At 32.8% G+C, this 26,493-nt stretch carries 22 protein-coding genes and 4 tRNA genes; 10 read left to right on the top strand and 16 right to left on the bottom strand.

Features of this window, described 5'->3' with window-relative positions; translation table 11 throughout:
* Nucleotides 1–1,365: 1,365 nt before the first annotated feature.
* The 4 genes from J4T76_RS08185 to J4T76_RS08170 all read right to left on the bottom strand — a co-directional run bounded on the left by J4T76_RS08185 (nucleotide 1,366) and on the right by J4T76_RS08170 (nucleotide 4,877).
* A tRNA-Gly gene (locus J4T76_RS08185) sits at nucleotides 1,366–1,441 on the bottom strand.
* A 70-nt stretch (nucleotides 1,442–1,511) separates the two neighbouring features.
* Entirely contained in the window at nucleotides 1,512–1,769 is a 258-nt protein-coding gene (locus J4T76_RS08180; RefSeq protein ID WP_267340618.1) for a DUF1145 domain-containing protein, read from the bottom strand.
* Nucleotides 1,769–2,332 carry a 16S rRNA (guanine(966)-N(2))-methyltransferase RsmD gene (gene rsmD, locus J4T76_RS08175; RefSeq protein ID WP_267340620.1) on the bottom strand — a complete coding sequence of 188 codons (564 nt, stop codon included), beginning with the start codon at nucleotides 2,330–2,332 and terminating at the stop codon, nucleotides 1,769–1,771. The genes J4T76_RS08180 and rsmD overlap by 1 nt, the downstream gene beginning before the upstream one ends.
* 13 nt (nucleotides 2,333–2,345) lie before the next feature.
* On the bottom strand, nucleotides 2,346–4,877 hold the full coding sequence (locus J4T76_RS08170) for a penicillin-binding protein 1A (RefSeq protein WP_416380256.1): 2,532 nt from the start codon (nucleotides 4,875–4,877) through the stop codon (nucleotides 2,346–2,348).
* A 145-nt stretch (nucleotides 4,878–5,022) separates the two neighbouring features.
* Here J4T76_RS08170 and J4T76_RS11895 point away from each other — a divergent pair, with 145 nt between their 5' ends.
* Nucleotides 5,023–5,553: a protein YgfX gene (locus J4T76_RS11895; RefSeq protein WP_416380255.1), complete on the top strand. Its 531-nt coding sequence runs from the start codon at nucleotides 5,023–5,025 to the stop codon at nucleotides 5,551–5,553.
* 38 nt (nucleotides 5,554–5,591) lie between these two features.
* Here J4T76_RS11895 and tusA read toward each other — a convergent pair whose 3' ends face one another.
* The 6 genes from tusA to J4T76_RS08140 all read right to left on the bottom strand — a co-directional run bounded on the left by tusA (nucleotide 5,592) and on the right by J4T76_RS08140 (nucleotide 9,935).
* Nucleotides 5,592–5,828, bottom strand: coding sequence for a sulfurtransferase TusA (tusA, locus tag J4T76_RS08165; protein WP_267340624.1), 237 nt, complete (start codon nucleotides 5,826–5,828; stop codon nucleotides 5,592–5,594).
* A 19-nt stretch (nucleotides 5,829–5,847) separates the two neighbouring features.
* Nucleotides 5,848–6,654: a Cof-type HAD-IIB family hydrolase gene (locus tag J4T76_RS08160; protein WP_267340626.1), complete on the bottom strand. Its 807-nt coding sequence runs from the start codon at nucleotides 6,652–6,654 to the stop codon at nucleotides 5,848–5,850.
* Nucleotides 6,655–6,781: 127 nt separating this feature from the next.
* Nucleotides 6,782–8,125: a secretin N-terminal domain-containing protein gene (locus tag J4T76_RS08155; RefSeq protein WP_267355618.1), complete on the bottom strand. Its 1,344-nt coding sequence runs from the start codon at nucleotides 8,123–8,125 to the stop codon at nucleotides 6,782–6,784.
* Complete coding sequence (locus J4T76_RS08150; RefSeq protein ID WP_267340630.1) at nucleotides 8,115–8,489, bottom strand: hypothetical protein; 375 nt, start codon at nucleotides 8,487–8,489, stop codon at nucleotides 8,115–8,117. Before J4T76_RS08150 ends, J4T76_RS08155 begins: the two co-directional genes overlap by 11 nt.
* Nucleotides 8,486–8,956, bottom strand: coding sequence for a hypothetical protein (locus J4T76_RS08145; protein ID WP_267340631.1), 471 nt, complete (start codon nucleotides 8,954–8,956; stop codon nucleotides 8,486–8,488). The genes J4T76_RS08150 and J4T76_RS08145 overlap by 4 nt, the downstream gene beginning before the upstream one ends.
* Nucleotides 8,949–9,935 (bottom strand): PilN domain-containing protein, encoded by a 987-nt coding sequence (locus tag J4T76_RS08140; RefSeq protein WP_267340632.1) that lies wholly within the window; start codon nucleotides 9,933–9,935, stop codon nucleotides 8,949–8,951. Before J4T76_RS08140 ends, J4T76_RS08145 begins: the two co-directional genes overlap by 8 nt.
* A gap of 166 nt (nucleotides 9,936–10,101) precedes the next feature.
* On the opposite strand from J4T76_RS08140, the gene J4T76_RS08135 reads away from it, so the two are divergent.
* The 4 genes from J4T76_RS08135 (at nucleotide 10,102) to J4T76_RS08120 (ending at nucleotide 11,587) form a co-directional block, all read left to right on the top strand.
* A tRNA-Val gene (locus tag J4T76_RS08135) sits at nucleotides 10,102–10,177 on the top strand.
* Nucleotides 10,178–10,212: 35 nt separating this feature from the next.
* A tRNA-Val gene (locus tag J4T76_RS08130) sits at nucleotides 10,213–10,288 on the top strand.
* 20 nt (nucleotides 10,289–10,308) lie between these two features.
* Nucleotides 10,309–10,384, top strand: a tRNA-Lys gene (locus tag J4T76_RS08125).
* Nucleotides 10,385–10,882: 498 nt separating this feature from the next.
* Nucleotides 10,883–11,587, top strand: a complete 705-nt coding sequence (locus J4T76_RS08120) for a tetratricopeptide repeat protein (RefSeq protein WP_267345545.1) — start codon at nucleotides 10,883–10,885, stop codon at nucleotides 11,585–11,587.
* Nucleotides 11,588–11,693: 106 nt separating this feature from the next.
* On the opposite strand, the gene J4T76_RS08115 is transcribed toward J4T76_RS08120, so the two are convergent.
* The 6 genes from J4T76_RS08115 to J4T76_RS08090 form a co-directional block, all read right to left on the bottom strand.
* Nucleotides 11,694–13,655, bottom strand: a complete 1,962-nt coding sequence (locus tag J4T76_RS08115; protein WP_267355616.1) for a glycoside hydrolase family 3 protein — start codon at nucleotides 13,653–13,655, stop codon at nucleotides 11,694–11,696.
* A gap of 406 nt (nucleotides 13,656–14,061) precedes the next feature.
* Nucleotides 14,062–14,685 (bottom strand): LysE/ArgO family amino acid transporter, encoded by a 624-nt coding sequence (locus tag J4T76_RS08110; RefSeq protein ID WP_416380548.1) that lies wholly within the window; start codon nucleotides 14,683–14,685, stop codon nucleotides 14,062–14,064.
* Between the two features lie 90 nt (nucleotides 14,686–14,775).
* Nucleotides 14,776–16,125, bottom strand: coding sequence for an APC family permease (locus J4T76_RS08105; protein WP_267345540.1), 1,350 nt, complete (start codon nucleotides 16,123–16,125; stop codon nucleotides 14,776–14,778).
* A gap of 111 nt (nucleotides 16,126–16,236) precedes the next feature.
* Complete coding sequence (locus J4T76_RS08100; RefSeq protein WP_267340640.1) at nucleotides 16,237–16,656, bottom strand: OsmC family protein; 420 nt, start codon at nucleotides 16,654–16,656, stop codon at nucleotides 16,237–16,239.
* Between the two features lie 683 nt (nucleotides 16,657–17,339).
* Nucleotides 17,340–18,413, bottom strand: coding sequence for a lytic murein transglycosylase B (mltB, locus tag J4T76_RS08095; protein ID WP_267345538.1), 1,074 nt, complete (start codon nucleotides 18,411–18,413; stop codon nucleotides 17,340–17,342).
* Between the two features lie 50 nt (nucleotides 18,414–18,463).
* On the bottom strand, nucleotides 18,464–19,471 hold the full coding sequence (locus tag J4T76_RS08090; RefSeq protein WP_267345537.1) for a 2-hydroxyacid dehydrogenase: 1,008 nt from the start codon (nucleotides 19,469–19,471) through the stop codon (nucleotides 18,464–18,466).
* A 261-nt stretch (nucleotides 19,472–19,732) separates the two neighbouring features.
* On the opposite strand from J4T76_RS08090, the gene J4T76_RS08085 reads away from it, so the two are divergent.
* The 5 genes from J4T76_RS08085 to cydC all read left to right on the top strand — a co-directional run bounded on the left by J4T76_RS08085 (nucleotide 19,733) and on the right by cydC (nucleotide 26,377).
* Nucleotides 19,733–20,995 (top strand): AmpG family muropeptide MFS transporter, encoded by a 1,263-nt coding sequence (locus J4T76_RS08085; RefSeq protein WP_267340644.1) that lies wholly within the window; start codon nucleotides 19,733–19,735, stop codon nucleotides 20,993–20,995.
* Nucleotides 20,996–21,003: 8 nt separating this feature from the next.
* A complete protein-coding gene (locus J4T76_RS08080; RefSeq protein WP_267340646.1) occupies nucleotides 21,004–21,660 on the top strand; it encodes an NAD(P)H-dependent oxidoreductase in 657 nt (218 codons plus the stop codon).
* Between the two features lie 395 nt (nucleotides 21,661–22,055).
* Nucleotides 22,056–23,009 (top strand): thioredoxin-disulfide reductase, encoded by a 954-nt coding sequence (trxB, locus tag J4T76_RS08075; protein ID WP_267340648.1) that lies wholly within the window; start codon nucleotides 22,056–22,058, stop codon nucleotides 23,007–23,009.
* Between the two features lie 15 nt (nucleotides 23,010–23,024).
* Nucleotides 23,025–24,740: a heme ABC transporter permease/ATP-binding protein CydD gene (cydD, locus tag J4T76_RS08070; protein ID WP_267355614.1), complete on the top strand. Its 1,716-nt coding sequence runs from the start codon at nucleotides 23,025–23,027 to the stop codon at nucleotides 24,738–24,740.
* Nucleotides 24,734–26,377 carry a heme ABC transporter ATP-binding protein/permease CydC gene (cydC, locus tag J4T76_RS08065; RefSeq protein ID WP_267355612.1) on the top strand — a complete coding sequence of 548 codons (1,644 nt, stop codon included), beginning with the start codon at nucleotides 24,734–24,736 and terminating at the stop codon, nucleotides 26,375–26,377. The genes cydD and cydC overlap by 7 nt, the downstream gene beginning before the upstream one ends.
* Nucleotides 26,378–26,493 lie beyond the last annotated feature (116 nt).

Raw genomic sequence — 26,493 nt, 5'->3', positions numbered from 1 at the left:
TCGTATGCACTCCATGTTCATTTTTTATAAATTTAATTCCACTCAATTTTAGTCGTGTAAGTATTGCTGAGATGTTCATAATAACAATGCTCCATTTATTAACTTACCGTTTATTTTTTCTTTCGCTTTTTAGGTTTTGCAAATATTATGCTAATTACCGTAAAGTACTTAGTAATAATGAATTTAAAATAATAGAAATGATAAAAAAATTTAAGGATACAAAGATATAAAAAACAACAAAATCAAAGATAATTTTTATGGAATAAAAATTTTAAATTTCAATACAACTGATATGACATATATATGTGATATATCAAGATCAGTTTATCAAATTCTGATGAAAAGAAGTTTAACAAGATTTTTGTTATCTAAAAAACGTTTATTCGCAATTTAATATTCTTAGGTGGATAGTTAGAGTAGGAAATACATTCCAAATCTAAATAAGTAACCATTTGAAAATAAATAATTATCCTTTATTATCTACTATGTTGATCCACTTTTTAGATTAACGCTTCATGTTTTTTAATGAAGTGTTTAGGATTTCCATAGACTCAAGTAAAAAATAATTTTATTACTAATTCTCATATCGTTATTTTATGGCACAAAACCATTTACTGACATGCTATTTTATCAATAAAATAAACTTATCCAGTAATATATAGGTCGATGCAAAATAAATGAAAGACAAGTCTATACTATCTTCATTAAAATCAATAATGTTTGAAGTTTTAATTTATTTGAGTTCATTTCATAAAGCCCGTTTTCGTCCAGCTTGAAAAGTATAGAAGAATGATACTATATGAAAGTTTAAACAGATAAACATTATAGACTTTTTCATTCATTATCAATTTTTCAAAACATACTATGTCCTTCTAAACATTCTGTATTAAAGTCTAATAGTGTCAATTTTATTATTAGTACATACTAAAATGAGGTTACAACTTTGCGTTACATGAAACACGTTGATTAAAAGAAACATAATCAGTGTTTCATTATGATTAAATCATCGTAAATAAAGAGAGTTAATGAGTTCAGTAAGATATCGTTCCAAAAGACAAGTTATTATTAAATATAATAAACAAATTTGTATCATTAATTAATGTTTGGAAAATGACTACCATAGTTAACTTTTATCAACTTCTTTAATAAAAAATATCAATAAGTTAACCTATAAAAATAACATTAGAAAAGACTAAATTAGATAATACACACCTTCATACTTAATTTAAAAAACGATGCACTTAAAAATAGGAATTATTTATTTTACATCCAGATATATTTCAGTGTTTTTGCAAAAAAATGAGAGATACAACACACCAATTATCTGGATTCGTAGGCGTTGCTAAAAGTCTATAAATAAACATTTGGAGCGGGAAACGAGGTTCGAACTCGCGACCTCAACCTTGGCAAGGTTGCGCTCTACCAACTGAGCTATTCCCGCTTACTGGAATACTTCGAAAGAAGTGGAAGCATTATACAAAATTTTTTGTATCTGGCAACCACTTTTGACGTTATTTTTTAGTTTTCCAGCTAAGTGATTCAAATACTCCAAAAATAAAAAGACGAAGTGCTTTAAATTTATCCTCTTGTTTCTCTTTATTAGTCATTGTTGATTGTAGCATGTAGGCCTGTAAACCATGAGTTATGGTAAAAGCAGCTAAACCAACATATGCGACAATATTAGCTGGTCTTGGGAAAGGATGAATCAAATTAAATAATAAAAATAACCACATTATGGTGTATAAAAATTTACCAATAAATATAAACATTAATTGTCTTCTCTTATAAAAAGATAACTGCGAACTTGCCCAACAATTTTTTCTCGATGTAATTGCCAACTAGTAGGAATATTACTCATTAGTTCGAGATCTTTTTCTGTTTCAATATAAATATATGCAGATGATTTCAACCAATCATGATCTTCTAGCTGAATAATCGTTTGGGCAACCAGTGATTGATAAAAAGGGGGATCAATAAACACAATATCAAACTGCTTTTTAGCGGGTTGATCAAGCCATGTTAGCGTATTAGTGTGATAAATATCAATTGCATCACAAGCAATAAGCTGTTTATTTTTCTTAAGTAACTGTGCAACTTGTTTATCTTTTTCAAGTAAAATTACATTTTTTGCACCTCTTGATGCTGCTTCAAAGCCTAAAGAGCCACTACCTGAAAAACAATCTAAACAATCACTATCATATATAACTGGCATTAACCAATTATATAAAGTTTCTTTAACTCTATCAGTCGTAGGTCGTAGACCTTGTTTATCGAGCACGGACAATTTACGCCCACGCCATTTTCCACCAATAATTCTTATAGAACCATTCATACTAAATTCCTTACTAGAATAGTTCCTGAGTGTTACCTTGAGAATCGGTCACACTAGTCTCTACTTCTTGAGTTGTATAAGATGTTGGTTCAGTACCTTTAATAAAATATTCAGACAATGTTTTAGAGCCTGATTGAGGTAATAATCCTGTCTTTTGATCAATGGTTACAGATATAACATTGTCCGGTTTTGTATCTTCTTTTATAGGTACATTTTGCAAGGCAACTTTCATATAATCAATCCAAACTGGATTTGCTGTCACTGACCCAGCTTCCGCTCGAATAGTTCGGCCTAAATTGCGCCGATGATCATCAAATCCCATCCATACAGTTGTTACAATATTGCCACCAAAGCCAGAAAACCAAACATCCTTAGATGCATTTGTGGTACCTGTTTTACCTCCCACATCTTTTCGACCTAATACTTTTACTCGCCAGGCTGTACCTTGCCAATCAGCCCCTCCAAATACAATTGATCTTAGTCCATCTTTCATAATAAAAGCTAAGCCACTATTGATCGTATGTGGTGCATATTGTGATGTAACATCTATAGTTTTATTATCTGAATTGATATTTGGTAATACCATAGTATCATCTGATTTAAGATTAGCTTGTTCAGGTTCTTCATTATCTGATTCGTTTATTTCATTCTCAACATTATTTAGTGATATTGGCGTTGACCCTGTATTAATAACCCCATCAGTACAATTTTTACATGCAATCAAAGGTTGATGTTGATAAATAACACCACTACCATTATTTTCCTCAATTTTTTCAATTAAATAAGGTGAAATTAAATATCCACCGTTGACAATCACTGAGTAAGCTCTAGCTACTTGCAAGGGTGTAAATGATGCAGAACCTAAAGCTAATGATTCATTAAGAGAGATATTTTCTTTTGGAAATCCAAATCTTTCTAAATAATTTGCTACATATTTAATACCTACAGCTCGTAGCGCTCTAACCATCATTACATTTTTAGACATCCCTAAACCAATTCTTAAACGTAATGGTCCAGCATAATTTGGTGGAGAATTTTTAGGCCTCCAAGTCGCACTTCCTGTCGAACGAACAATGGGTGCATCATTGAGTAGTGTCGCCATAGTTAAACCTTTTTCCAATGTAGATGTATAGATAAAAGGTTTAATATTTGATCCTAATTGACGAAGAGCTTGAGTAGCACGATTAAATTTACTTAAATAAAAATCATAACCGCCAACAATCGCTTTGATAGCCCCATTGTCTGAATCCAGTGAAACTAACGCAGCGTTGACTGCTGGAATTTGTGCTAACGCCCATTTATCATTTGTTTTCTTAACCCATATGAGTTGCCCTGATTTTAATGTATCAGATACTTTTTTCGGAAAAGCGCCTTGTTGAGTATCACTAATAAATGGACGAGCCCATTTCATATCTTGGAATGATATAACGATTTTAGATTTATCGGTTAAAACTACATTTGCTTCTGAATCAGAAGATTGAATAACAACACCAGGACACATACCACTATAGCAAGTATATTTTTTTAGCGTTATTTGAATTTGTTCATCATTCCACGCCTTTTCGTTATTTTTCCATAATGTTTTTTCAGGACCACGATAACCATGTCTTATATCATAATCAATAATATTTTTTTGTACGGCTTGCTCTGCTGCTATCTGGTCAGTTTTAGATATAGTTGTATAGACTTTATAGCCATCAGTATAAGCATTTTCACCAAATTTATCATACATAAACTGCCTTGCCATTTCTGCAATATATGGAGCTGAAAATTCGATCTGTGGTGAATGATAACTTACATTAATTGGTTTACTAATTGCCTCATTGTATTGTGCTTGAGTAATATACGATTGATCTAACATACGACCTAAAACCCAGTTACGTCTGGTCAGTGCTCGATCAGGATGTGAAATAGGATTATAAGCTGAAGGCGCATTTGGCAAACCAGCTAACAATGCCGCTTCATCGATGGTTAACTGATCTGGAGTTTTACCAAAAAAAGTATAAGATGCGGCGGCAACACCATATGCTCTAGAACCAAAGTTGATCATATTTAAATAAAGTGTCATGATTTCTTCTTTGGTAAGCTCTTTTTCCATACGAATAGCCAAAATAATTTCTCTAGCTTTTCGTGCAATACTTTTTTCTGGTGTTAAGAAAAAGTTTTTTGCAACTTGCTGGGTTATAGTGCTACCCCCTTGCGAAAACCCTTTTTGTTTCAAGCCTATGTACATTGCTCGAACAATACCAATCGGATCGATACCAAAATGCTCATGAAATCTCGCATCTTCGGTTGCAATCACGGCATTAACAACAACTGGTGGGATTTCATTGTATTTTAATGGTGTTCGTCGACGCTCACCAAAGATAGCAATAAGTTCTCCATCTTTGCTCAAAATTTGCAGGGGTGTTTGCAACCTTACATCTTTTAAGGTTGTAACATCAGGCAAGTCTTTTGAATAATAAGTATAACCAGCAATTGCTATGGCTAAAGCACATAGAAAACAGCCGATAAAAAACTTAAGAAAAAATTTTAACGCTTTAATTATTATCACAAATTATTCCTAGCTAAATTTTCAAAGGAAAATGTAAGGGTAACTAAGGCATTTTTGTTACCCCTGTAAATAATTTTACACTTAGTTTTTATTAACATTGATATGATGAATTTAATATCCTTGTTATAAAGAAAATATGTTAATCACTCATAAAAAATTACTGCAATTATGCGTATTATCTCCCATATTTAGCTTAATTTTAAGCAATTTTTACTCCCATCATTTATTAATTGTGTTTTATTTGAACCGAGTTTTTATCATGTGGAGAACTAAATTAACCCTATCCTTACAACAAATCATTATAGTATCAATAATTTATTTAATTCTAGTTATTGAATGCCTATTAAAATTTTCTGATACATTATTAAATAACTACACTTTTATTATCCTATTGTTTTTAATAAATGAATGGTGGCGAAGCATTGGTTGTTGCAAAAAAATCAAAGGAGAATTTGCAGTATTTCATCATATCAATCAGATCTATTGGTTTAAACAACGGTGGTATATAAGACATAATCCCATAATACTCCGTTACATTATTATTTTGAATTTGCAATCACGCAGAACCAATAAACGTCATACACTATTTTTAATGTCAGATAATTTTTCCCCTAGTGACTGGCGTACTTTACGTTATTATCTTTATCAAATTAGGTTGACCTGTTAAATCATATCGTTAGCCTGCAACTTTTTATCAAAAAAAGATCAATGGGATTTTTTTATCCAATATTGATAAGGTTTAGATTCTAGTTGTAATGCAAGTAGTTCATGATCCATATATCTGCAAAAACTCGGTATATCACGAGTAGTGGAAAAATCATCAGCAATCACATAGAGTACTTGTCCTATAGCCAGCTCTCTAATAGCTTTTCGAACCAGCATGATAGGCTCTGGGCAACGTAATCCCAGAGTATCAAGTTTTTTATCAAAAGTTAGAGTCATAAAATATAATTAGATTAATTTATAGTAATAAATTACTTAAATAATGGGGTACGGCATCATCAACATTTGAACCAATTACCTCTAATTGTGGTAGTTTTTGGCGTAAATCTAAACTAGCATTTTGCATAATACAACCTTTTCCTGCCATTTTTAACATTTCAAAATCATTCATGCCATCACCAAAAGCAATACTATCTTTTAGAGCGAAACCAAGTTTTTCAACTACCTTTTTTAGAGCACTGCCTTTTGATACATTTTCAGCCATAATTTCAAGACAATTTAAAGACGAAAAAGTAATGCTGATTTTACTACCATACTTTTTAACAAGCCTATTTTTTAGTTCAGCTAAATGTGGATGTAATGAATCACTACTGGTTGTAAAGTAAATTTTAGCAATATCATCGGTTTCAAAATCAGAAGGATTAAAATATTCATAAGTGAAATCTGTATCTCTATAAAAACTTAAAGAGTATGCATCTTCTTTATTAATCAGCCAATTATCACCACGGTAAACATGAGTATAAACTAATGGATCATTAATGCATTCTTTTGCGACTTCACATGCTAAAGTTGGCTCAAGACTTTGGCTAAAAATTAAATTGCCTGAGCTATCATGCACTCTAGCACCATTAGAAGTAATCATAAAAGCATCAATTTCCATATTTTCTCGCATTTGTGCTACATCAATATGATGTCGCCCTGTGGCAAAAACAAAATGGATATTTTTTTTTCGCAAAGCTTGAAGAACTTGTTTAGTATAAGGTGATAAGCTATGCTCAGGAGTTAATAAAGTGCCATCTAAATCGGAAGCTACAACACGAAACATAATATTCTCTACTTTTATAATAATTTGTAATGATGATGACTAAAAAAACTAAACATTGAAACAACAAATTCCGTTTCAAAGTAAACCATATAATCATAAACTCTGTATGATACAACTCTGATAGCATTTACTCAACTAATTGTGGTGTGATAAAAATAACAAGTTCTTTTTTCTGCTGTTTTTTACCTTTATATTTGAACAAGTGACCTATAATCGGAAGCTCGCTCACGCTTGGAACATTTCGTTTAATATTATCGCTAGTTTGTTGAAAAATACCACCCAAAACAAGAGTCTCGCCATTATTGACTATCACTTGGGTTTTAATTTCTTGGGTGTCAATAGCCAATGCTTCTCCTCCTTCGCTACGTTTAATTGCGCGACCTGCGGTGTTTTGAGTAATAAATAAATCTAAAAGCATTTGATTTTCAGATAGTATTTTAGGCGTCACCTCTAATCCTAAAACCGCTTGCTTAAACTCAATCGATGTTGCTCCATTACTACCATTTGAGACTTCGTAAGGAATTTCCGTGCCTTGCTTTATTGACGCCATATTCTGGTTAGATGTTAATAAATTAGGACTGGCGATAATTTCAACTTGATTTTCAGACTCTAATGCTGATAGTTCTAAATTAAGCAAACTACCCGAAATTTTAGCTAAATTAAAACCTATGGTTGATGTGGAGTTAGTAATACCTAACCCTACATCAAACTTACCTAATAATTGCGATGATCGTCCTAAATAGCCCCATTTAATACCCAATTCGTTCAAACCTTCATTACTCATTGTTACAATATGAGCGGATATATGTACTTGTGGCATTGGTTTATCAATGGACTTAATCAAGTTGTTAATTGCTTTAAACTGCTTTGGCAAATCCATAATAATTAGTGAATTGGTTCGTTTATCCATGATAACTTTGCCCCGTTCAGATAATAACCCATTCTGTAATATGGTTTCATTTAAAGTTGTAAGATCAGCATGTTTAATTACGATAGACAAAGATTCCAATGGTTGTTTTTGCTCTTGTTGCTTTAATTCTGATTGCCGTTTTTGTTCTAAAATTTCGGGATCGACAGCTTTGGAAATAAATAAAATATTATCATCCATTGTAGCTTGTAAATTGGCCGAATCTAAAATAATACTTAATGCTTTTTGCCAATCTATGTTTTGCAGTTTAATCGTCTGTTTTATTGATAAATTTTCACCCATAATAAGATTCATTTGTTTACAATCAGCTAAAGATTGCAAAATAATAGCAATATCTGTTTGATAAAAATTCAATGAAATCAATTCATTATTGTAAAACTCAGGATTAGAAGATAAATTAAAATGTAATTGATTTTCGTTAGCACTAACCGTACATATCATGATAATCAGAGAGATGAAAAAGCTTGTTGTTACATTCAATAATAGATGTTGACATTGCTGGAACAATTGTCGTTTTTTTGTCTGTATATCTTTAAGATTCATTTAATGACATCATCCATTCGATAGTTTCATTACAATAATCTGTCAAATTTGCTTGCCACACAATTTTATGGTTTTGCCAAGATTGAACAAACCAGGGAAATAATACGTGAGACGGAACCTCATGATTTATGGCTAGCCAATGATTCTCTGAATAAAGCCAAATTTGCGGGTAATAATGGCTCTTTTGTTTAATAAAGCCTTTAAATCGCCAAGCTTGTATCTGTTTTAATAATATCTCTTTCTGTTCGTTACATGATATCTGCGTTGGTTTAACAAATGGATCCCGATTAAAATTTAATTCAGCAATGGCATTAAAACAATGAGTAATCAATAATAAACTAATTATAGATAAGTTTGACTTCATTCCATTTTCCTTTTAAATAATAAGGTAAATATAATTTGTAAATAAGATTCCTGTTTAATCATCTTTAAATCTCGAAAATTCAAATAATAATCTTTATTCAGCTCTGAGATTAAATTCATAAAATCAATAAATTCACCGTTTAGTTCAATATCCCAATTAATTGTTTCCTCGGTTTGATAATGTTTGAAGGCATTTAATACTAAATGATTTCGTTCAATATATTGAGCAAATTCACTTTGATTGATCATAGTCAATGAACTGTTTTGCCCAAATCGATAAAGCATAAGCCTTGATTGTAACGATACTATTTGTAATTGTTTTTGTTGATATAATTTTTGTTGCTCTTCTGATTGGTTACTTATATCGTGAATAAATAACAGATAACCGGTAATAAAAGTAACCAAAAGTAACAAAATACAGATTAAATATTGTTGCCAAAGTGGGCGATTGTAAAAATCACTATTCATTTAGGTCAATATCCATTTCAAAAGACAAACTGCTTTTATTATTAGCAATCATTTTAATTTGGCTTTTACTGACGTTTTTATGTTGTAAAAGATTTAAGTTAAAATTAGTGAGTTCAATATAGTTAAAACTATGCCCTCTTATTGTTATGTTATCGAGTTCATAATTGAACGAAGTTAACCAAATATTTGAAGGTAATTGTAATGAAATTAAGATTAATGATTGATGGATTTGTCTTTGACTTATTGAGGGATTAGGCAAATAATTCAATAATTGCTCATTTAACTTTTGCTCAATAAGTTGTAAATGTGTAACATTGGTTTTATAGCGGGTTAATTTTGTATGGGCTTGCCGCCACATATAACAAAATAAACAACTCATGACGCCAATCAAACATACAATTACAATTGATAAATACAATTTTTGCTTTTTATATTGGCTTTGTCTCCATGGTAAAAAATTGAATTTTTTATTATCAATTGTGTAACCAATAAAATTTATTACACATTCATTTTCCTTAAATAATCTAATCCAGCTATTAACATAATCTCGCTCACAAATTGCAACCATAATTTGGTTCTGGTTCTGTTTATCAGCCAAAAAAATAAAATCATAAAAGACATGTTTAGCTGACACTCCAAATAATTTATAGATCGAAGCCTCAATATACAAAGCAATTTCGTTAATTTGCAATTTAACATCAGGTCTTGTTAACTTGGTTAATTGAATATAGGTATCAGAAAGGTTTATTTCATATTTTGTATATTTAGGTAATTTTGCTTGTAGTTGACTAACTAAAATATCAATATCATTGAAATTTTGATAATGATATTCAATTAAATTGCCGTAACGGGAAAACGCTAATCGCCCATTAGATTGATTTATCTTATATCTTATAATATTGGATTCGACATGAATTACGACCTGACATTTATCTAATATTTTCATTGATTGACTGACCATAAAAATAATTTCATCCATAAATCATAGTCACATTAAGCAATATGAATACGAATAAAAGGAGTTTTTGTGATACATTACCCAAAAAACGTTTAAAATTAAATCGAACAAAGCTAATTTTGCAGAAAATTAAAAAAAAAGGTTGACTGAAATAAGGCGTGCCTTATAATGCACATCCACACGGTAAGGGTGATTAGCTCAGTTGGGAGAGCACCTCCCTTACAAGGAGGGGGTCACTGGTTCGAACCCGGTATCACCCACCAATCTTTACCGTGACGTTTTAGAAATAAAACACTTGGGGTGATTAGCTCAGTTGGGAGAGCACCTCCCTTACAAGGAGGGGGTCACTGGTTCGAACCCGGTATCACCCACCACTTTTGTCAGTTTTCTACATGGGTTGTTAGCTCAGTCGGTAGAGCAGCGGACTTTTAATCCGTTTGTCGAGCGTTCGAATCGCTCACGACCCACCACTTTTTTATCTTTCTTTTTTCAGATTTTATTCAATAAGTCAGTATATTGATCTATAAAAGTACAAGCATTTAACTAATTTGCTTGGAATAAATCTGATTAACATTAAGTGTCTGCACTGAAATCATAAAAAATACGATGTTTTTAATTATAAGGATCCGAACCCATCTATCATTTTTCTATTTTAAAATAAATATTAACAATGATTAATTAATCGCTAATATGTTTGGATTTGATGAATTAATATTCAACTATTTTTAATCAACGCGAATATTGCCCAAAAGGTTAAGTACACGTTATATCAAACAGTCAAACTTACATCTTTTCTACAAAAGTATTGTTTAAAATCAATTCTATTTAATCAGCGTATCTACAATATTAAATATTTTATTGTTCACTTATAATCTTGACTTTTTCAATCAACAATAAATCAACTAACGATCTAAAGAGATATCATGTAAAATGTATCAATATCAAAAGGATATGATTAAGGAAATAATATGAAAAAGTTAGTGTTATTGGGATTGATTATGATCAATTTGTTGACTGCTTGTAGTTCTAATTCTAATTATAATGAAGTTGAAACTTATAACAATAAAGAAGTGTTATACAAAAAAGCAGTTATATTACAGGATGCTGCAGCACAATTTGCATTAGGTGCGAATTACTATTTTGGACAAAATGGTTATACGAAAGATTATGACCAAGCTAAAAAATGGTTTGAAGCATCAGCCAAACAGGGATATACATCATCTCAATATAATTTAGGTCTTATGTATAATAAGGGAGAAGGAGTAAAACGTGATTATAAAAAAGCAATAATGTACTATGAACAAGCCGCACAGGCTAACTTTATAAGAGCGCAAAATAATTTAGGCTTAATATATTATGAAGGTAAAGCTGTTCCACAAGATTTAGATAAAGCGAAACTGTGGTTTGAAAAAGCAGCCAATCAAGGACATCTAAAATCTCAAGCTGCATTAGCGAGCATATATTTATTAAATGATAAAAACTATCCTAAAGGATTGGAATTACTTAAAAAAGGACTAAAAGCCAATAACCCTCAAGCACAATTATTAATGGGTGTGTTGTATGATAATGGAACAGCAGTATCAAAAGATAAAAATAAAGCAAAAAAATATTATAGTTTAGCTTGCAAAAACGGGTTACAAAAAGCGTGTGAACTTTCCAAAAATATTCATTGATAATTGAATGCAGTTCATTAGCTTTCTTAATCAATTAATAAGCTGAAGGTAATGATAACAATATTATTGCCATCACCAAGATAGCAATAATATTAAGCAAGATGAATTAACGGGTCAATCCATATCCTAATGGATACAAAAATTTCATGTCATTTGGTAAATCAGAAGATTGTTTAATTACACTTTCCATTGAATCTGGTAAAGCAAATGGCATTTTAGCGATATATGGTTTATCCGCCAATAAACGTTCAAACAATACTTCATCATTTACACCAAAATTAGCCACAACTGCACTAGCGTATTGTTTTATAGGGGTGAGAACAGCAGGTCGATCTAAATAAATTGTTACAATAACCGGATGTTTTTTACTTGCCTTGGCGATAAATTCAATATTTTTATCATTTGCAGAAAATGCAAGTGAACCTTCATGATGTCTTAAACCAAAAAAGTAATTTTTATGATTCTGTTCAAAGGGAGCATCAATACGTGCAACCACTACATTCGCATCATCAATATCATCAACAATAGTTACTTGATTTTTTAATTGATTTTTTGTTTCTGTTACAAAACCATGCAAGTAAACTTTCTTATTAGTATCTAGTGGTAAGGTTTGTTGTTTATTTTCAAGTAACACCATTGAGTTGAATTGTGCTTTATTCGCAATTTGTTGAAAATTTTGATTACCAACAAATTTGCTTGCTTCATTAGGATCAATAAAAGGTGTTTCAAATTGGCCTAAAGCAAATTTTTGCGTTAAAATTGCCAATACTGCACTGTCTATCAGCTTCTCATCCAATTTATTATTTTTAACTGCAGAGACAATAGTTGAACTATTGCTTACCCCTCCAAATTGTTGAACACCAGCTAGGATCGCTTTAATAAAACGCTCTTCCACTGTTAAATTCTCAACTCCCCAGGGCATCCCTTCAGCTTTAGGTGCAACTCCTTGAGGCGTACCATTAATACAAACGTCATTACAGTCTTTAGTAATATTCCAATCACTCATGATGACACCTTTAAATTTATAGGTATCACGCAGTAAATCTTTTAATAAATATTTATTAAAACCTGCACCAACAGGATCGATTCTATGATTATTTATTTGCGCATTTTTCAATATGGAGTATGTTGGCATTATGGCTGCGACATTCACCTCGAATGCTCCAGTGAATGGGATAATATGTTTTTTTAAACTATCCTTTTCCGTAAATAGTGCATATTTTCCATAAAAGCTATGACTATCAAACCCTTCTTCAGCCGCACCATAACCAACCCAATGTTTAACAACGGCAGAAACGCTTTGTGAATTTAATCCCTCTTTTCCATTTTGCATACCGGAGATATAACCACGTACCATTTTTTTACTCAATTCAGGATTTTCACCAAAAGTGCCTTCAAAACGTGCCCAACGTGGTTCAGTACCTAAATCGGCCATTGGGGATAATGCTTGAGTTATCCCTAAAGATCGATATTCTTGACGAATAATATCCCCATATTTATTAATGTCTTTTTCACTACCAATTGCAGCCATTCCTAATGTTCCTGGCCATTGGCTAAAACCATTTTTAGTAGTTTTTTCATTACCATAATAAAAAGTATTTCGTGGATCAACACTGATAGTCAAAGGTATAGATAAACGTGATGATTCTGCAATTTTTTGCAACTGATTATTTTGCAGAGCAAAATCTTCTGGACTAACTTCTAATCGAGTGATTAAACTATTTACTTTATCATTCAGTATCAGGTTCTTGAGTTCTTCTAAATTATATTTATCACCATGACCAAGTTCATCTTCTAAACTTCGAGCATTACCATGCATCATCATACCAGCCTTTTCTTCAAGCGTCATTCTAGCTAGTAAATCCTTTGCGCGCTGTTCTGGTGTCAAACGCCAATCTTCATAAGGAGTGAGCTTGCCATCTTTATCCATATCTTTAAATTGAAAATTTTCAACAGTGATAGTTTTTAATTCTTGACTTTCAATTTTAACCTGCTGAATTGCCCATAATGGATTGAATACTAGTACAGAGCTAATTAACAATGCTAGCTTCAATGTTTTACATTTCATATTACACTCCTTGGATAACTTATGATATTTAAGCTGATTTTTGTGCGCTTAAAACAACAAAACCTAAACGCTTTGCTCCCCCAAATGCTTAGGTTTGTTTATATACTCTCTTGTTAAGCTGCACAGTAACGATCCGAAATATGCTCAATAAACTAGCATTAATAATAGAAAGAAGAAATCAACGATTGAGGTTAATTGAAACAATTGTGATAATAATCACAGTTTTTTGTTATTACTTCAACAAAATAGTGATTTTACATATCTATTTAATATTCCTAAAAAAGTTTACTTATCAAAAAGGAAGGTGAAGAGAATTTAAACTCATCGGAACAAAAATAAAATAAGGCGCAATATGATTTAGCTTATATTCTATCTAACTGAAATTGCACCTAGAATGAAAACTGACCTAACTATTACAATACACATGGAAAATTAAACGATACGCAATATAAAACATGATTACACCAACTAAACAATCCAAAATCACCCACATTCTTTTTTGTTTAAATAATGAAGTAAGTAATCTAGCACCATAACCAATACTAAAAAACCAGATAAATGAAACACACGCAGCACCAATTAGAAAAGCAATTTTTTGTTCACTGCTTAACGTTCCAGCAATACCGCCAACAATCACTACAGTATCTAAATATACATGTGGATTAAGTAAAGTAACGGCTAACGTTGCCAATATTACTTTGATAAAACTGCTTTTATTAGAGTCTTGTGATTGGAGTTGTATACTACTTGTTCCCTTAATTGCACTTTTAAACGCCCCAAAACCATACCAAATTAAAAAAAGTGCACCTAATATTGCTAATACATTCGTGATTAAGGGATTACTACTAATAAATGTGCCTACTCCTAGGATTCCAATTGACATCAATACAAAATCACAAATAAAACAGATCCCCGATACATAAAATATATGATTTCGTAATAAACCTTGTTTGAGAACAAATAAGTTTTGTGCACCGATGGCAATAATTAAACTGGCTGAAATTAATGCCCCTCTTAATATTTCTGATATCATTTTGTTAAAATATTGAGTTAAAATGGACAAGCATTATCGTATAATAAATATGATTGATCAATAGTTCAAAATATTTCAATGAGATAATTAATATTTCTCTTTTTTAAACCAAATTAATTGGGCTTTATTTTTATTAAAATAAAGAATTATCAAACCAACTGCTAACCAAACAATACCTACAATTTTTGCGTAATTATCAATGTGTAATAGTACTGGCAAAAGTACAAGGATACCGACAATAGGTATCAAAACATCCAAAATCCATGAAAGCCCTCCTTTGGAAGCTTTTTTGAATCTAAAATAACCAATGACTGAAGTGTGTAACATAATAAATGCTGTTAAGGCTCCAATATCAACAAATGAGACTAGAATCTGCAATCCTTTAGCACTATTAGCGGCTATAATTACTAAGCATAAATTAAATAGAGCTGCAAATAAGATTGCCATTATCGGAACACCACTTTTCTGACTTATTTTTGCAAAAAATAAGGGTAAACGCTTATCGCGTCCCATGCTGAATAAAAGACGGCTTGCAGCAGCCTGTCCAACCATTGCAGCAAATGAAGCTCCTACAGCTTTCATTAAACTTAATGACCATCCTAACCATAAATTAATTTCTTGATTGACAATATTATAATAAGCTTTGCCTTGTAATTTGGGATGACTACGTAAATATTCAGCATCATAAGGAGAAAGTAAGGATACAACGTAAATCTGTATTACAAATAGACAACCAGCTAAAATTAAACAACTAATAATAGCCTTACTAACTAAATTGCGTTGACCACTATTCTCTTCTGAGAAAGTGGCAATAGCGTCAAATCCCAAATAAGATAAAACAGCAATAGATACGGCACTAAACAGATGACTCCAAGTAAATGCAGACCCACCAATGAAAGGTTTTAACCATTCTCGGCTAAGATCACTTGTTACTATGATCCAAATACCAACAAATAACACCGCAAGCAGTACTACGATTTCAAGCAATAAAATCAGTAAGGTAATTTTGGCTGATTTTTTAACCCCAATTAAATTTAATGTGGTAGTTAATACTAGCGCTAAACAAGTCCATATCCATACGGGCACTTCTGGTATCAAAGCATTAAGCGATATACCACTAAATAAGTAAGCAACGGCTGGGATAAACATATAATCAAGAAGTAACAACCAACCAACTAAAAAACCTACATTTTGATGAATGCCTAGAGAACAATAAGCATAAACGGCTCCCGCGTGAGGTAAAGCATTCGCCATTCTAGCATATGAATAAGCGGTAAATGCCATCACTAAAGTGGCAACAATATAAACTGAAGCAATGGCACCATCACTCACCGCATCTAAAACACCAAATAATCCTACTGGTGCCGCTGGACCAATAAAAAGCAATCCCAAAATAACCATATCTCGAAATTGCATATTTTTACTTAGCTGTTGCATAATCATTCCTTTGTAACAATCTATCAATAGGATAAAATGTTAAATGATTACTGTAAAACTCACTAAGATCAGCTAGTTATTAAATTATAATTTTTTGTTATAAGAAAAGGGTTATTCATGTGCTCTTATTTCATAAGTATATGACATTTTTGCTGTTTTACCTAACATAATAGAGGCACTGCAATATTTTTCGGAAGCAAGTTTTATCGCATATTCAATGGTTTCGTTATCTACCTTAACACCAGTAATTACAATATGAAAATTAATTTTGGTATACACTTTTGGTGAAGATTCTGCTTGAGCTTTATCAATTTCAATCCAAAGATCCCGCACATCCTTTTTTTTATTTTTTAATATAGCAATAATATCATAAGCCATACATCCAGCAGCACCATGCAATAAAAGTTCCATAGGGCGGGGACCACGATTACGTCCGCCATGCTCAATCCCACCATCCATCACTAACGAATGACCACTTGCGGTCTCGCCTAAAAAACCAAAATCATCAATCCACTTTAAACGATCTTTCATTATTCACTCCTTTCAATTTAAATTTATTTTAAAACTTTTTAAATTTAAGTTAGATAACATAAGCTTTTTTGAAACATTCTGTCATCTTTTGCTTATTATTTTATTAACCTATTGAAAAAAACAGGTTTAACTATATTACTAATAGAATTATTGATACATATTTTAAACAACTCGGATAGAATAACCAAATTATTTGCAACAAGAATGAAAATGATGACTATCATTGAGCTAGCAATGATTATCATCTAAATATTAAATAGACAGTTTGATGGCTTTATTTCACCTTAAAGATAAATATGCAATTGTTAAGTTTGTTATCTTTCTTATTATCAGAGCTAGGAATGATTGGCTTGCAAGAGTATTTAGCATTGGTAGGAGGAATCATTGATTATACTTGCATTCATTTTAATCTCGAGCATTTCAATTTTGGTAACCATTATAAGTAGCATATCGCTATAGCTTTATTATATTTCTGTAATCCTAAGCCTAATTACCATACCGATATAATATATGCAGTAGTTATAATATTTGATTACAGGGAAGTTTAGTGAGTCTCAACCAGTATATAAAAACAATAAATAGATTTGTTAAAATTATTTAGGAGTCTATACCGTTTCAATTCAAAACTAAAAAATAGATCGCAATTGCGACCTTTTAATTAAATGATGAAACACGTTATGGTCTTATCGTGCCTCTTTCACTGCTAAACCTAATTGCCATACTGCCATAGCATAATGCGTACTGTGGTTATAACGTGTGATGACATAGAAGTTTGACAAACCATACCAATATTGATAACTATCGCCCATATCCAACCGTAATAAACTGACCTTATTATGACCATCTAATGAACTTTTCGGCTTCAGTCCTAATTTAGCTAATGCTGCAACAGAATATTTTGTACTAAATCCAGTATCAAGTGATGGCGCTTGCCCTTCGGCAATAACTGCTACTTTTCTACCACGTTGCCAACCATGTGCTTTAAAATAGTTAGCCACACTACCAATTGCATCAACAGGATCCCACAGATCAATGTGGCCATCATTGTTAAAATCGATAGCGTGATTTCTGAACGCTGATGGCATAAATTGACCATATCCCATTGCTCCAGCAAACGATCCAGTTAGGTCAAATGGGTCAACACTCTCATCACGGCACATAACTAAGAAATGTTCTAATTCACCTAAAAAATATTGTGATCGTCTTGGATAATAAAAAGCCAGCGTTGAAAGTGCATCAATGATTTTGGTTTTACCCATCACTCGTCCCCAACCAGTTTCAACGCCAATGATGCCCACAATTATTTCAGGTGGTACACCATATTTGTTATATGCTTGTTGTAACTCTTTTTCGTAAATATTCCAAAATTCTACGCCACGAGGTAAATTACTCGGCGTGATGAATTTGTTTTTGTAACGGATCCATGCACCATTAGGCCCTGTAGAAGGGCTCAATTTTGGTGCCTGCTTATCCATTAAATTAATTACCCAGTCAAGTTTGTTAGTTTGTGAAAGCACTTCGCGTAATTGCTTACGATTAAAACCATATTTGTTGACCATTCTCGTAATAAAATTTTCTTGATCAATTGCCAATAGTTCATTGTTGGTTTTTGGCGCATTATGTTCTTTTTCTAAATAGACACCACCTTCGACGCTAGGATGTCCGCGATGTTCTTGCATTGGCGATATTGAAGATTTCTCACTACTACAAGCTGCAAGCAACAATACTATATTAACTAGAATAATGATTCGCTGCATATAAAACCTATATTTTATGTAATTAAAAAATCGACGACATCTTAAATTACTTATTGTTTTTCAACAATATTTGGGCAATATTTCCCTTCAGAAATTTGTTTGATATTATTTAAAGTTGTCTCCGAAATATTCAACAACGCTTCTTGAGTTAAAAAAGCCTGATGTCCAGTAAAAATAACGTTATGACATGAGGATAATCGTCGAAATACGTCATCTAAAATGACATCATTTGATTTATCTTCAAAAAATAGGTCTCGTTCGTTTTCATAGACATCCATACCTAAAGCACCAATTTTGGTTTGTTTTAATGCATCAATTGCAGCTGTAGCATCTAATAATGCCCCTCGACTGGTATTGATAATCATGACGCCATCTTTCATTTTTTGGAAAGATTCTTTATTTAATAAATGATAGTTTTCAGGTGTCATTGGGCAATGTAAAGTGATGACATCAGATTTAGCATAAAGCTCATCTAATTCGACATATTGTGCACCGAGTTCGACAACCATTTCGTTGGGATATGGGTCATAAGCTAATATATGCATTCCAAAACCTTTTAAGATACGAATCACTGCTTGACCAATTTTACCCGTTCCAATAACGCCTGCAATGCGATTGTGCATATTAAAACCTGTTAATCCATCTAAAGAAAAATTAGCATCGCGTGTGCGTTGATAAGCCTTATGAGTACGACGATTAAGAGTCATCATCAACGCAACTGCATGTTCAGCGACGGCTTCAGGAGAATAAGCAGGGACCCGTACAACGGTAATACCTAATTTTTTAGCTTCAGCAAGATCAACATTATCAAATCCCGCGCAGCGTAATGCTAATATTTTTATGCCATATTCAGCCAATTTGTGTAAAACTTTTTTATCAACTTCGTCATTTACAAATACACAAACTGCATCATAGCCTTGCGCAGTAACGACTGTCTTTTGGCTCAGTTTGTGTTCATAATATTCGATATCGAAACCAAATTTTTTATTAGTGATTTCAAGATGTTCTTTGTCATAATGTTTACTACTGAAAACAGCAATTTTTTTTGGATTTTTCATATTATTACATTCCTCTGAAAGGTGATTAGTTAATCTGTTAATCGGTAGTTTGGTTTATACTTGATTAATAACAGCGTTTTGAAGCATTTTCTTGAATACTTCAAATAAGTGAAGTTTTTATTTCAAGACATCCATTGTCACAGTTTTTCAATTTAGAATCCAGTTTGAAATAATTTGTTTTATCTTGGTTTACAGAATTATTTTTTATAGTTGTATGCTATGATAACATTTTGTAAAAAAACTAACCAATAAAGTTAAATAATGTCTAATGAGCAAAATTCACTTGTAAAAACAATTTTTACCGAAAAGATGCTGATATGTATTTTTACTGGATTTGCATCGGGTTTACCTTTTTATTTATTGTTGCAATTATTACCTGCTTGGCTACAAAGCGAAGGTATCAATATCAAAACGATTGGTGCGTTTTCGTTAACACAATTTCCTTATATTTTGAAATTTGTGTGGGCGCCATTTATGGACAATATCTCGCTTTTCAATATGGGGAGAAGACGAGGATGGATGCTTGCCTCACAAATATTGTTAGTTTTATTTATCATAATTTTAGGTTTTTTTTCACCTACACTACACATTTGGGTAATTGCTTCTATCTGCTTCATTATTGCTCTTTTTTCAGCAACCCAAGATATTGCCCTTGACGCCTTTAAGCGAGAATTATTATCAGATAATGAACAGGGACTTGGCAACAGTATTCATACTAATGCTTATCGTGTTTCGGGTCTAGTGCCTGGTTCACTATCCTTGATTCTGTCCAACTATCTTCCTTGGAACAGTGTTTTTATTATCACTGGGCTTTTTATGTTGCCAGCAATTGTTATGACATTGAAAGTAAAAGAACCCATTAATCAAGTCCCCACAATACATAGCATCGAAGATATCATAATTAAGCCATTTAGTGAATTCATCAATCGTCAAGGTATAAAAAGTGCACTCACGATTTTAGCTTTTATTTTCCTTTATAAATTGGGCGATAGTATGGCAACCTCACTTGCAACTCCTTTTTATTTACAAATGGGTTTTAGCCGTTTAGATATTGGTTGGATTGCTAAAAATGCATCTTTATGGCCAAGTGTATTTGGTGCATTAATGGGCGGAATATTGATGATAAAAATAGGTACTAATCGCGCTCTTTGGTTATTTGGTATTGTGCAAGTTATATCTATTTTAGGATTTGCATGGTTATCTATTGAAGGTCCATTTACTGAAATCACCTACAAAGCTAAATTTTTATTAGCTTTGGTGATTAGCTTTGAAGCGTTAGGCGTTGGGTTAGGATCAGCGGCCTTTGTAGCCTTCATAGCCCAAACGACAAATCCTCTTTATACAGCAACACAATTTGCTTTATTTACAAGCATTGCTTCTATTCCTAGAACATTACTTAATGCCACCACAGGTATTATGGTTAATTATTTAGGATGGACAACCTACTTTAGCTTATGTACGATTCTTGCTATACCAGGTATGTTACTATTATTAAAAGTTGCCCCATGGAATACAAAAAAATAGGAGAGAACATGGATAAATTAACACAAGCCTTATATTTTCGACATGCATGTAAAAAATTTGATGAAACAAAAAAGATTGATTCAGCTGAAATTGAATATATTTTAGATGCAGGTCGCTTATCACCTTCTGCGTTTGGCATTGAACCTTGGCATTTTGTAGTGATTGACAGCCCTAAAATCAAAAGTGAATTATATGAGGTTTGTTACAATCAAGAGCAAGTCACCAGTTGCTCACATTATGTGATTGTACTTTATCGTAAGTCTAACTGTTTTTCGGTACAAAGTGAGTATTTTCGTAACGCTGTTGCCCGAACCTTACCTAACCCTAATGATCAAAATAGTATAGATATAACGTGCCAATCGATCATCAACTTTTATGAAAAAGGTCTAGCTAGTGGCTTAACGCTGAATCATTCGTTAGAAATGCAAGCTTACCTTGCTTGTGCCAATATGCTTACAGCAGCCGCCTATCATAATATTGATTCTTGTGCAATTGGTGGATTTCAACATGATGGAATTATTAAAATTTTAGAAAATCGTATACCTTCATTTAATGGTGAAAATTTTGGTGTAGGGCTATGTTTAGCATTTGGTTATCGAATCAATGAACCAACACCTAAAATACGCTGGCCACTTAAAGATATTACGACTTATCTATCAGAATAATTTTAAAACGTCTGTTGCTTTATGTCTCAAAAATATAAAGCAACGATAATAATTAGATATTTCTTAATTAATTGCTAGCACACTAACATCGTTTGCAACATAGTCTCCTCTGAACTACATGCCCAAGATAAAGTTTCTCATTTACAAACCATTGAGCTTTTATTATTGATCGTTTTATATTTCTTGATGTAATTTATTTATTAAATATCGACTAAAAATGAACGAATAATAAAAAAGATAATCTTTGCAAAATATTTAAATCAATCTTATCGTCTTTACCTATCACTGTAATAATCAATTTTTTTGCACGATAAAGATTGATAATGTTAGACTTTTCAATTATAAATTAAGCAAGTTCTGCTTTTCACAGCCAGAACATAAATAAGGATTAAAAGATGAAAACTAAACATGCACGTTTACTAATACTTGGTTCTGGTCCTGCTGGTTACACTGCAGCTGTTTATGCCGCTCGAGCTAATCTTTCACCAGTATTAATAACGGGAATACAACAAGGTGGTCAACTGACAACTACAACTGAAATTGAAAATTGGCCTGCTGGTGCGCCGGAATTAACTGGGCCTGATTTAATGGTCAAAATGAGAGAGCATGCAGAAAGATTCAATACTGAAATTATTTTAGATCATATCGATCGAGTCGATTTTAGTAGCAAACCTTATAAACTCTATGGCAGCGAAACAGAGTACAGTTGCGATGCATTAATTATTGCTACTGGTGCCTCCGCTCAATATCTTGGCTTACCTTCAGAAGAGGCCTTTAAAAGTAAAGGTGTATCGGCGTGTGCAACTTGTGATGGTTTTTTTTATCGCAATCAAAAAGTTGCCGTAGTTGGAGGCGGTAATACTGCTGTAGAAGAGACGCTTTATTTAGCCAATATTGCCAGTGAAGTACATTTAATACACCGCCGCGATAGCTTTAGAGCAGAAAAAATCTTAATGACTCGTTTGGCTGAAAAAATACAAGAAGGTAAAGTGATTTTGCATACTCATCAAACTGTTGATGAAATATTAGGAGATAATATGGGCGTTACAGGAGTCAGGCTTCGTAGCACTCAACATCCTAATTTAACTGATGATCTTTCTGTTATGGGCGTATTTATTGCTATTGGTCATAAACCCAATACCACTATTTTCGAAGGTCAACTTGAGCTAGAGGGTGGTTACATTAAAGTTCAATCTGGTACGCATGGGAATGCAACCCAAACCAGTATCGAAGGGATTTTTGCCGCAGGAGATGTTATGGATCATATTTATCGCCAAGCGATCACTTCAGCTGGAACTGGATGTATGGCTGCATTAGATGCCGAACATTATTTGGATAATTTAAAATAAACTAAATATATCATCATGTCATTAGATAAAAAACGTCAAACTTATCTACTTGGCTGGTTGAAACAGCATGCAAAAATGCATAAAGCAGATTTGCATGCTTCTGCTTTAACTGGTTTTGCATTGACTTTATTAGTCATTTTGCAAGCTGCTCTCATAGCAATCATTTTACAAAAACTGATTATTGAGCGACAACATTTTGCCAAAATCCTACCTTACTTTGGTTCGCTTATAGTTATTTTATTAGGTCGAGCATTATTAATTTATGTACGCGAAAAGATTAACTTCGCACTAGGAAAAAAAGTACGAAAGCATATTCGCAATAAAGTAATTAATCGACTTGAAGCTTATGGTCCTGCCTATTTAAATCAGAATACTACTGGCGCTTGGAGTACGCTGCTCATTGAGCAAATAGAAAATCTGCACGATTTTTTTGCTCGTTATCTGCCACAAATGCGTTTAGTCGGTATTGTACCAATTTCAATTTGTATCGCTATTTTTCCATTTAACTGGGCAGCAGCCGCTATTTTATTATGTACAGCCCCACTGATTCCTATCTTTATGATTTTAGTAGGTATGGGTGCTGCAGATATCAACCGACGCCATTTTAAAGCATTGGCATATTTGAGCGGTCATTTTTTGGATCGTTTAAAAGGACTTAATACTATTCGTCTATTTAATCAAGGAGAGAAGCAAATTAAGGAAATTGCCCAAGCATCAGAAGACTTTCGCATTAAAACCATGCAAGTGTTAAAAATGGCTTTTTTATCATCTGCTGTGTTGGAATTTTTTACATCAATTTCGATCGCGATTGTAGCAGTCTATTTTGGCTTTTCGTATTTAGGTGAATTTAATTTCGGTTCATATAATGGTACTGTCACCTTATTTTCGGGTTTTTTTGCGTTAATTTTAGCTCCTGAATATTTTCAACCATTGCGTGACTTAGGAACATACTATCATGCTAAAGCCGAAGCCATTGCTGCTGCAGACAATATCGAAGCCTTTTTGAGTAAAGATATCTTATTAAATCAAACTCACCATAATTCCGCTCTAATTCAAATCAATCAACCATTACATACTATTGAAGCAAGTGATTTGATTGTGCTATCTAGCGAAAAACAACACATCGTTGGACCTTTATCATTTACCTTACAGGCACCATTTAAAGTGGCCTTGGTAGGTAAAAGCGGTGAAGGTAAGACTTCATTAATGCAAGTTTTGCTAGGCTTTTTACCTTATCAGGGTTCGTTGAAGATTAATGGTATTGAATTTAATCAATTAGATATCACCAATTGGCAACAGCAAATCAGTTGGATCGGACAGAATCCCTATCTTATTAATGGTTCACTGCGCGAAAATATTTTATTAAGCAAACCGAACGCCTCTGATGATGAGATAGAGGCTATAATTGCTAAAGCCCAATTGACTGGTGTTATTAATAAATTACCTCAAAAACTTGATACCCAAGTAGGCGAAGACGCAGTGCGTTTGTCGGTCGGTCAAGCGCAACGTGTTGCAATAGCTCGTGCAATGTTAAAGCCCTGCCAATTGTTAATTCTCGATGAACCTACAGCAAGCTTAGATAAACAAACTATGAAAAATATTGATCACCAACATATCGCATTAAATACGATTACTATTACCCACCAAACTGATGATATCCACGCGTATGACGAAGTTTGGTTGTTAGCAGACGGTAAGTTAGATTGTGATAGCAAGGAGTATTTGTGTTAGCCATATTACGTCCTTATATAGCACTATATAAACACTATTTTTGGCAGATATTGTGTGGTTTGTCTTTAGCGTTTTTGACCCTTTTTACTAGCGTATTTTTACTGTCTTTATCCGGTTGGTTTTTAGCATCAACGGCTTTTGTTGGGATTGCAGGCCTGTATACTTTTAACTATATGTTACCCGCAGCGGGAGTGCGAGCGGCGGCAATTACACGCACGGCAGCACGCTATATGGAACGCTTAGTAGATCATAATACAACGTTTAAAATTTTAGCCCATTTAAGAACATTAGCTTTTTGTAAGATTTTGCCACTGAGTGCTAATCAGTTAACTCAATATCAAAGAGCCGATTTACTTAACCGTTTTATTGTTGATATCGATGCACTGGATCATCTTTATCTTAAGCTATTTTCCCCTATTGTAACCGCTTTGATTACTATAGGCGTTATATTTATTATATTAAGTAATATTAATTTACCCATAGCAATGGTTATCACGATTATTCTTACTGCCACTTTATTAGTAGTGCCAGTTATTTTTTATTTAGCAGGAAAAGAATTGGGTAAAAACTTAGCGAAGCAGCAAAGTGAATATCGCTTATTACTCATCAATTATTTACAAGGACAAGCTGAACTTATTCTTTTCAATGCCCAATCGCGCTATCGGAAACAACTCGATGAACTTGAAACAAATTGGCTACATAATCAACAGCGGCAATCCAATTTAATGGCACTTTCCAGTGCATTAGTTTTATTGATTACTGGTTTTTTAACTTTGATGGTAATTTGGTTAATTACTCAATATACGCTTTCTCCTTTAGTAGCTTTATTTGTATTTGTTTGTCTTGCCAGTTCTGAAATTTTAGCACCAATTCCTGGCGCATTTATCTTTTTAGGGCAAGTGTTGGCCTCCGCTTCACGCACAACCGCAATTTTTAATCAAAAACCTGATATTAAATTTGTAAATGAAAACGAAAGTAAAAAAGTCGATTTAAGTTCAGCAACATTACATTTTGAAAACATTAATTTTAGTTATCCCAATCAACCTTTTTCTGTATTAAAAGATTTTTCGTTAATGTTGAATCAAGGTGAGCATATTGGAATAATTGGCAAAACAGGATGCGGTAAATCAACATTATTAAATCTCATTAATCGCACTTGGGAACCCACATCAGGCAATATCTATTTTAATGGCACACCTCTTAATCAATTGGATGAAAAAACCTTAAGACAGGCGATTGCGATGGTACCACAAGTTATTGCAATTTTTAGTGATACCTTAAGGAAAAATTTGTTAATAGGAAATGAACAAGCTACTGAGCAGCAACTTACAGAAGTATTAGAGCAAGTTGGACTTGAAAGATTGCTAAATACAGAGCAAGGTTTAGATTTACAGATTGGTCAAGGTGGTCGCGCTTTATCAGGTGGAGAAATTCGTCGTATCGGTATTGCCAGAGCTTTACTGCATAATTCACCACTTATTTTGATGGATGAACCAACAGAAAGCCTTGATCTACAGACCGAACAACAAATTATTCAGTTGATTAAACACACTTGTAAAAAGAAAACACTCCTTATGGTTACCCATCGCTTAACGGATAATCCATTATTTGATAGAGTGATTTCTCTTAATAATTGAATTAGCGATATAATTTTACTGAAACATATGGTGAACCTAAAACTTCTTGACCAAATATACAAGCTCAATGTTATCTTCACCGTAATTTTTTTAGAAATATGGTATACTGTTGCTTT

The organism is Gilliamella sp. B3022, from assembly GCF_028751545.1.
GTDB lineage: Bacteria > Pseudomonadota > Gammaproteobacteria > Enterobacterales > Orbaceae > Gilliamella.
The sequence above is the reverse complement of the archived record's forward strand: the minus strand, read 5'-3'. Positions and strand labels throughout refer to the sequence as shown.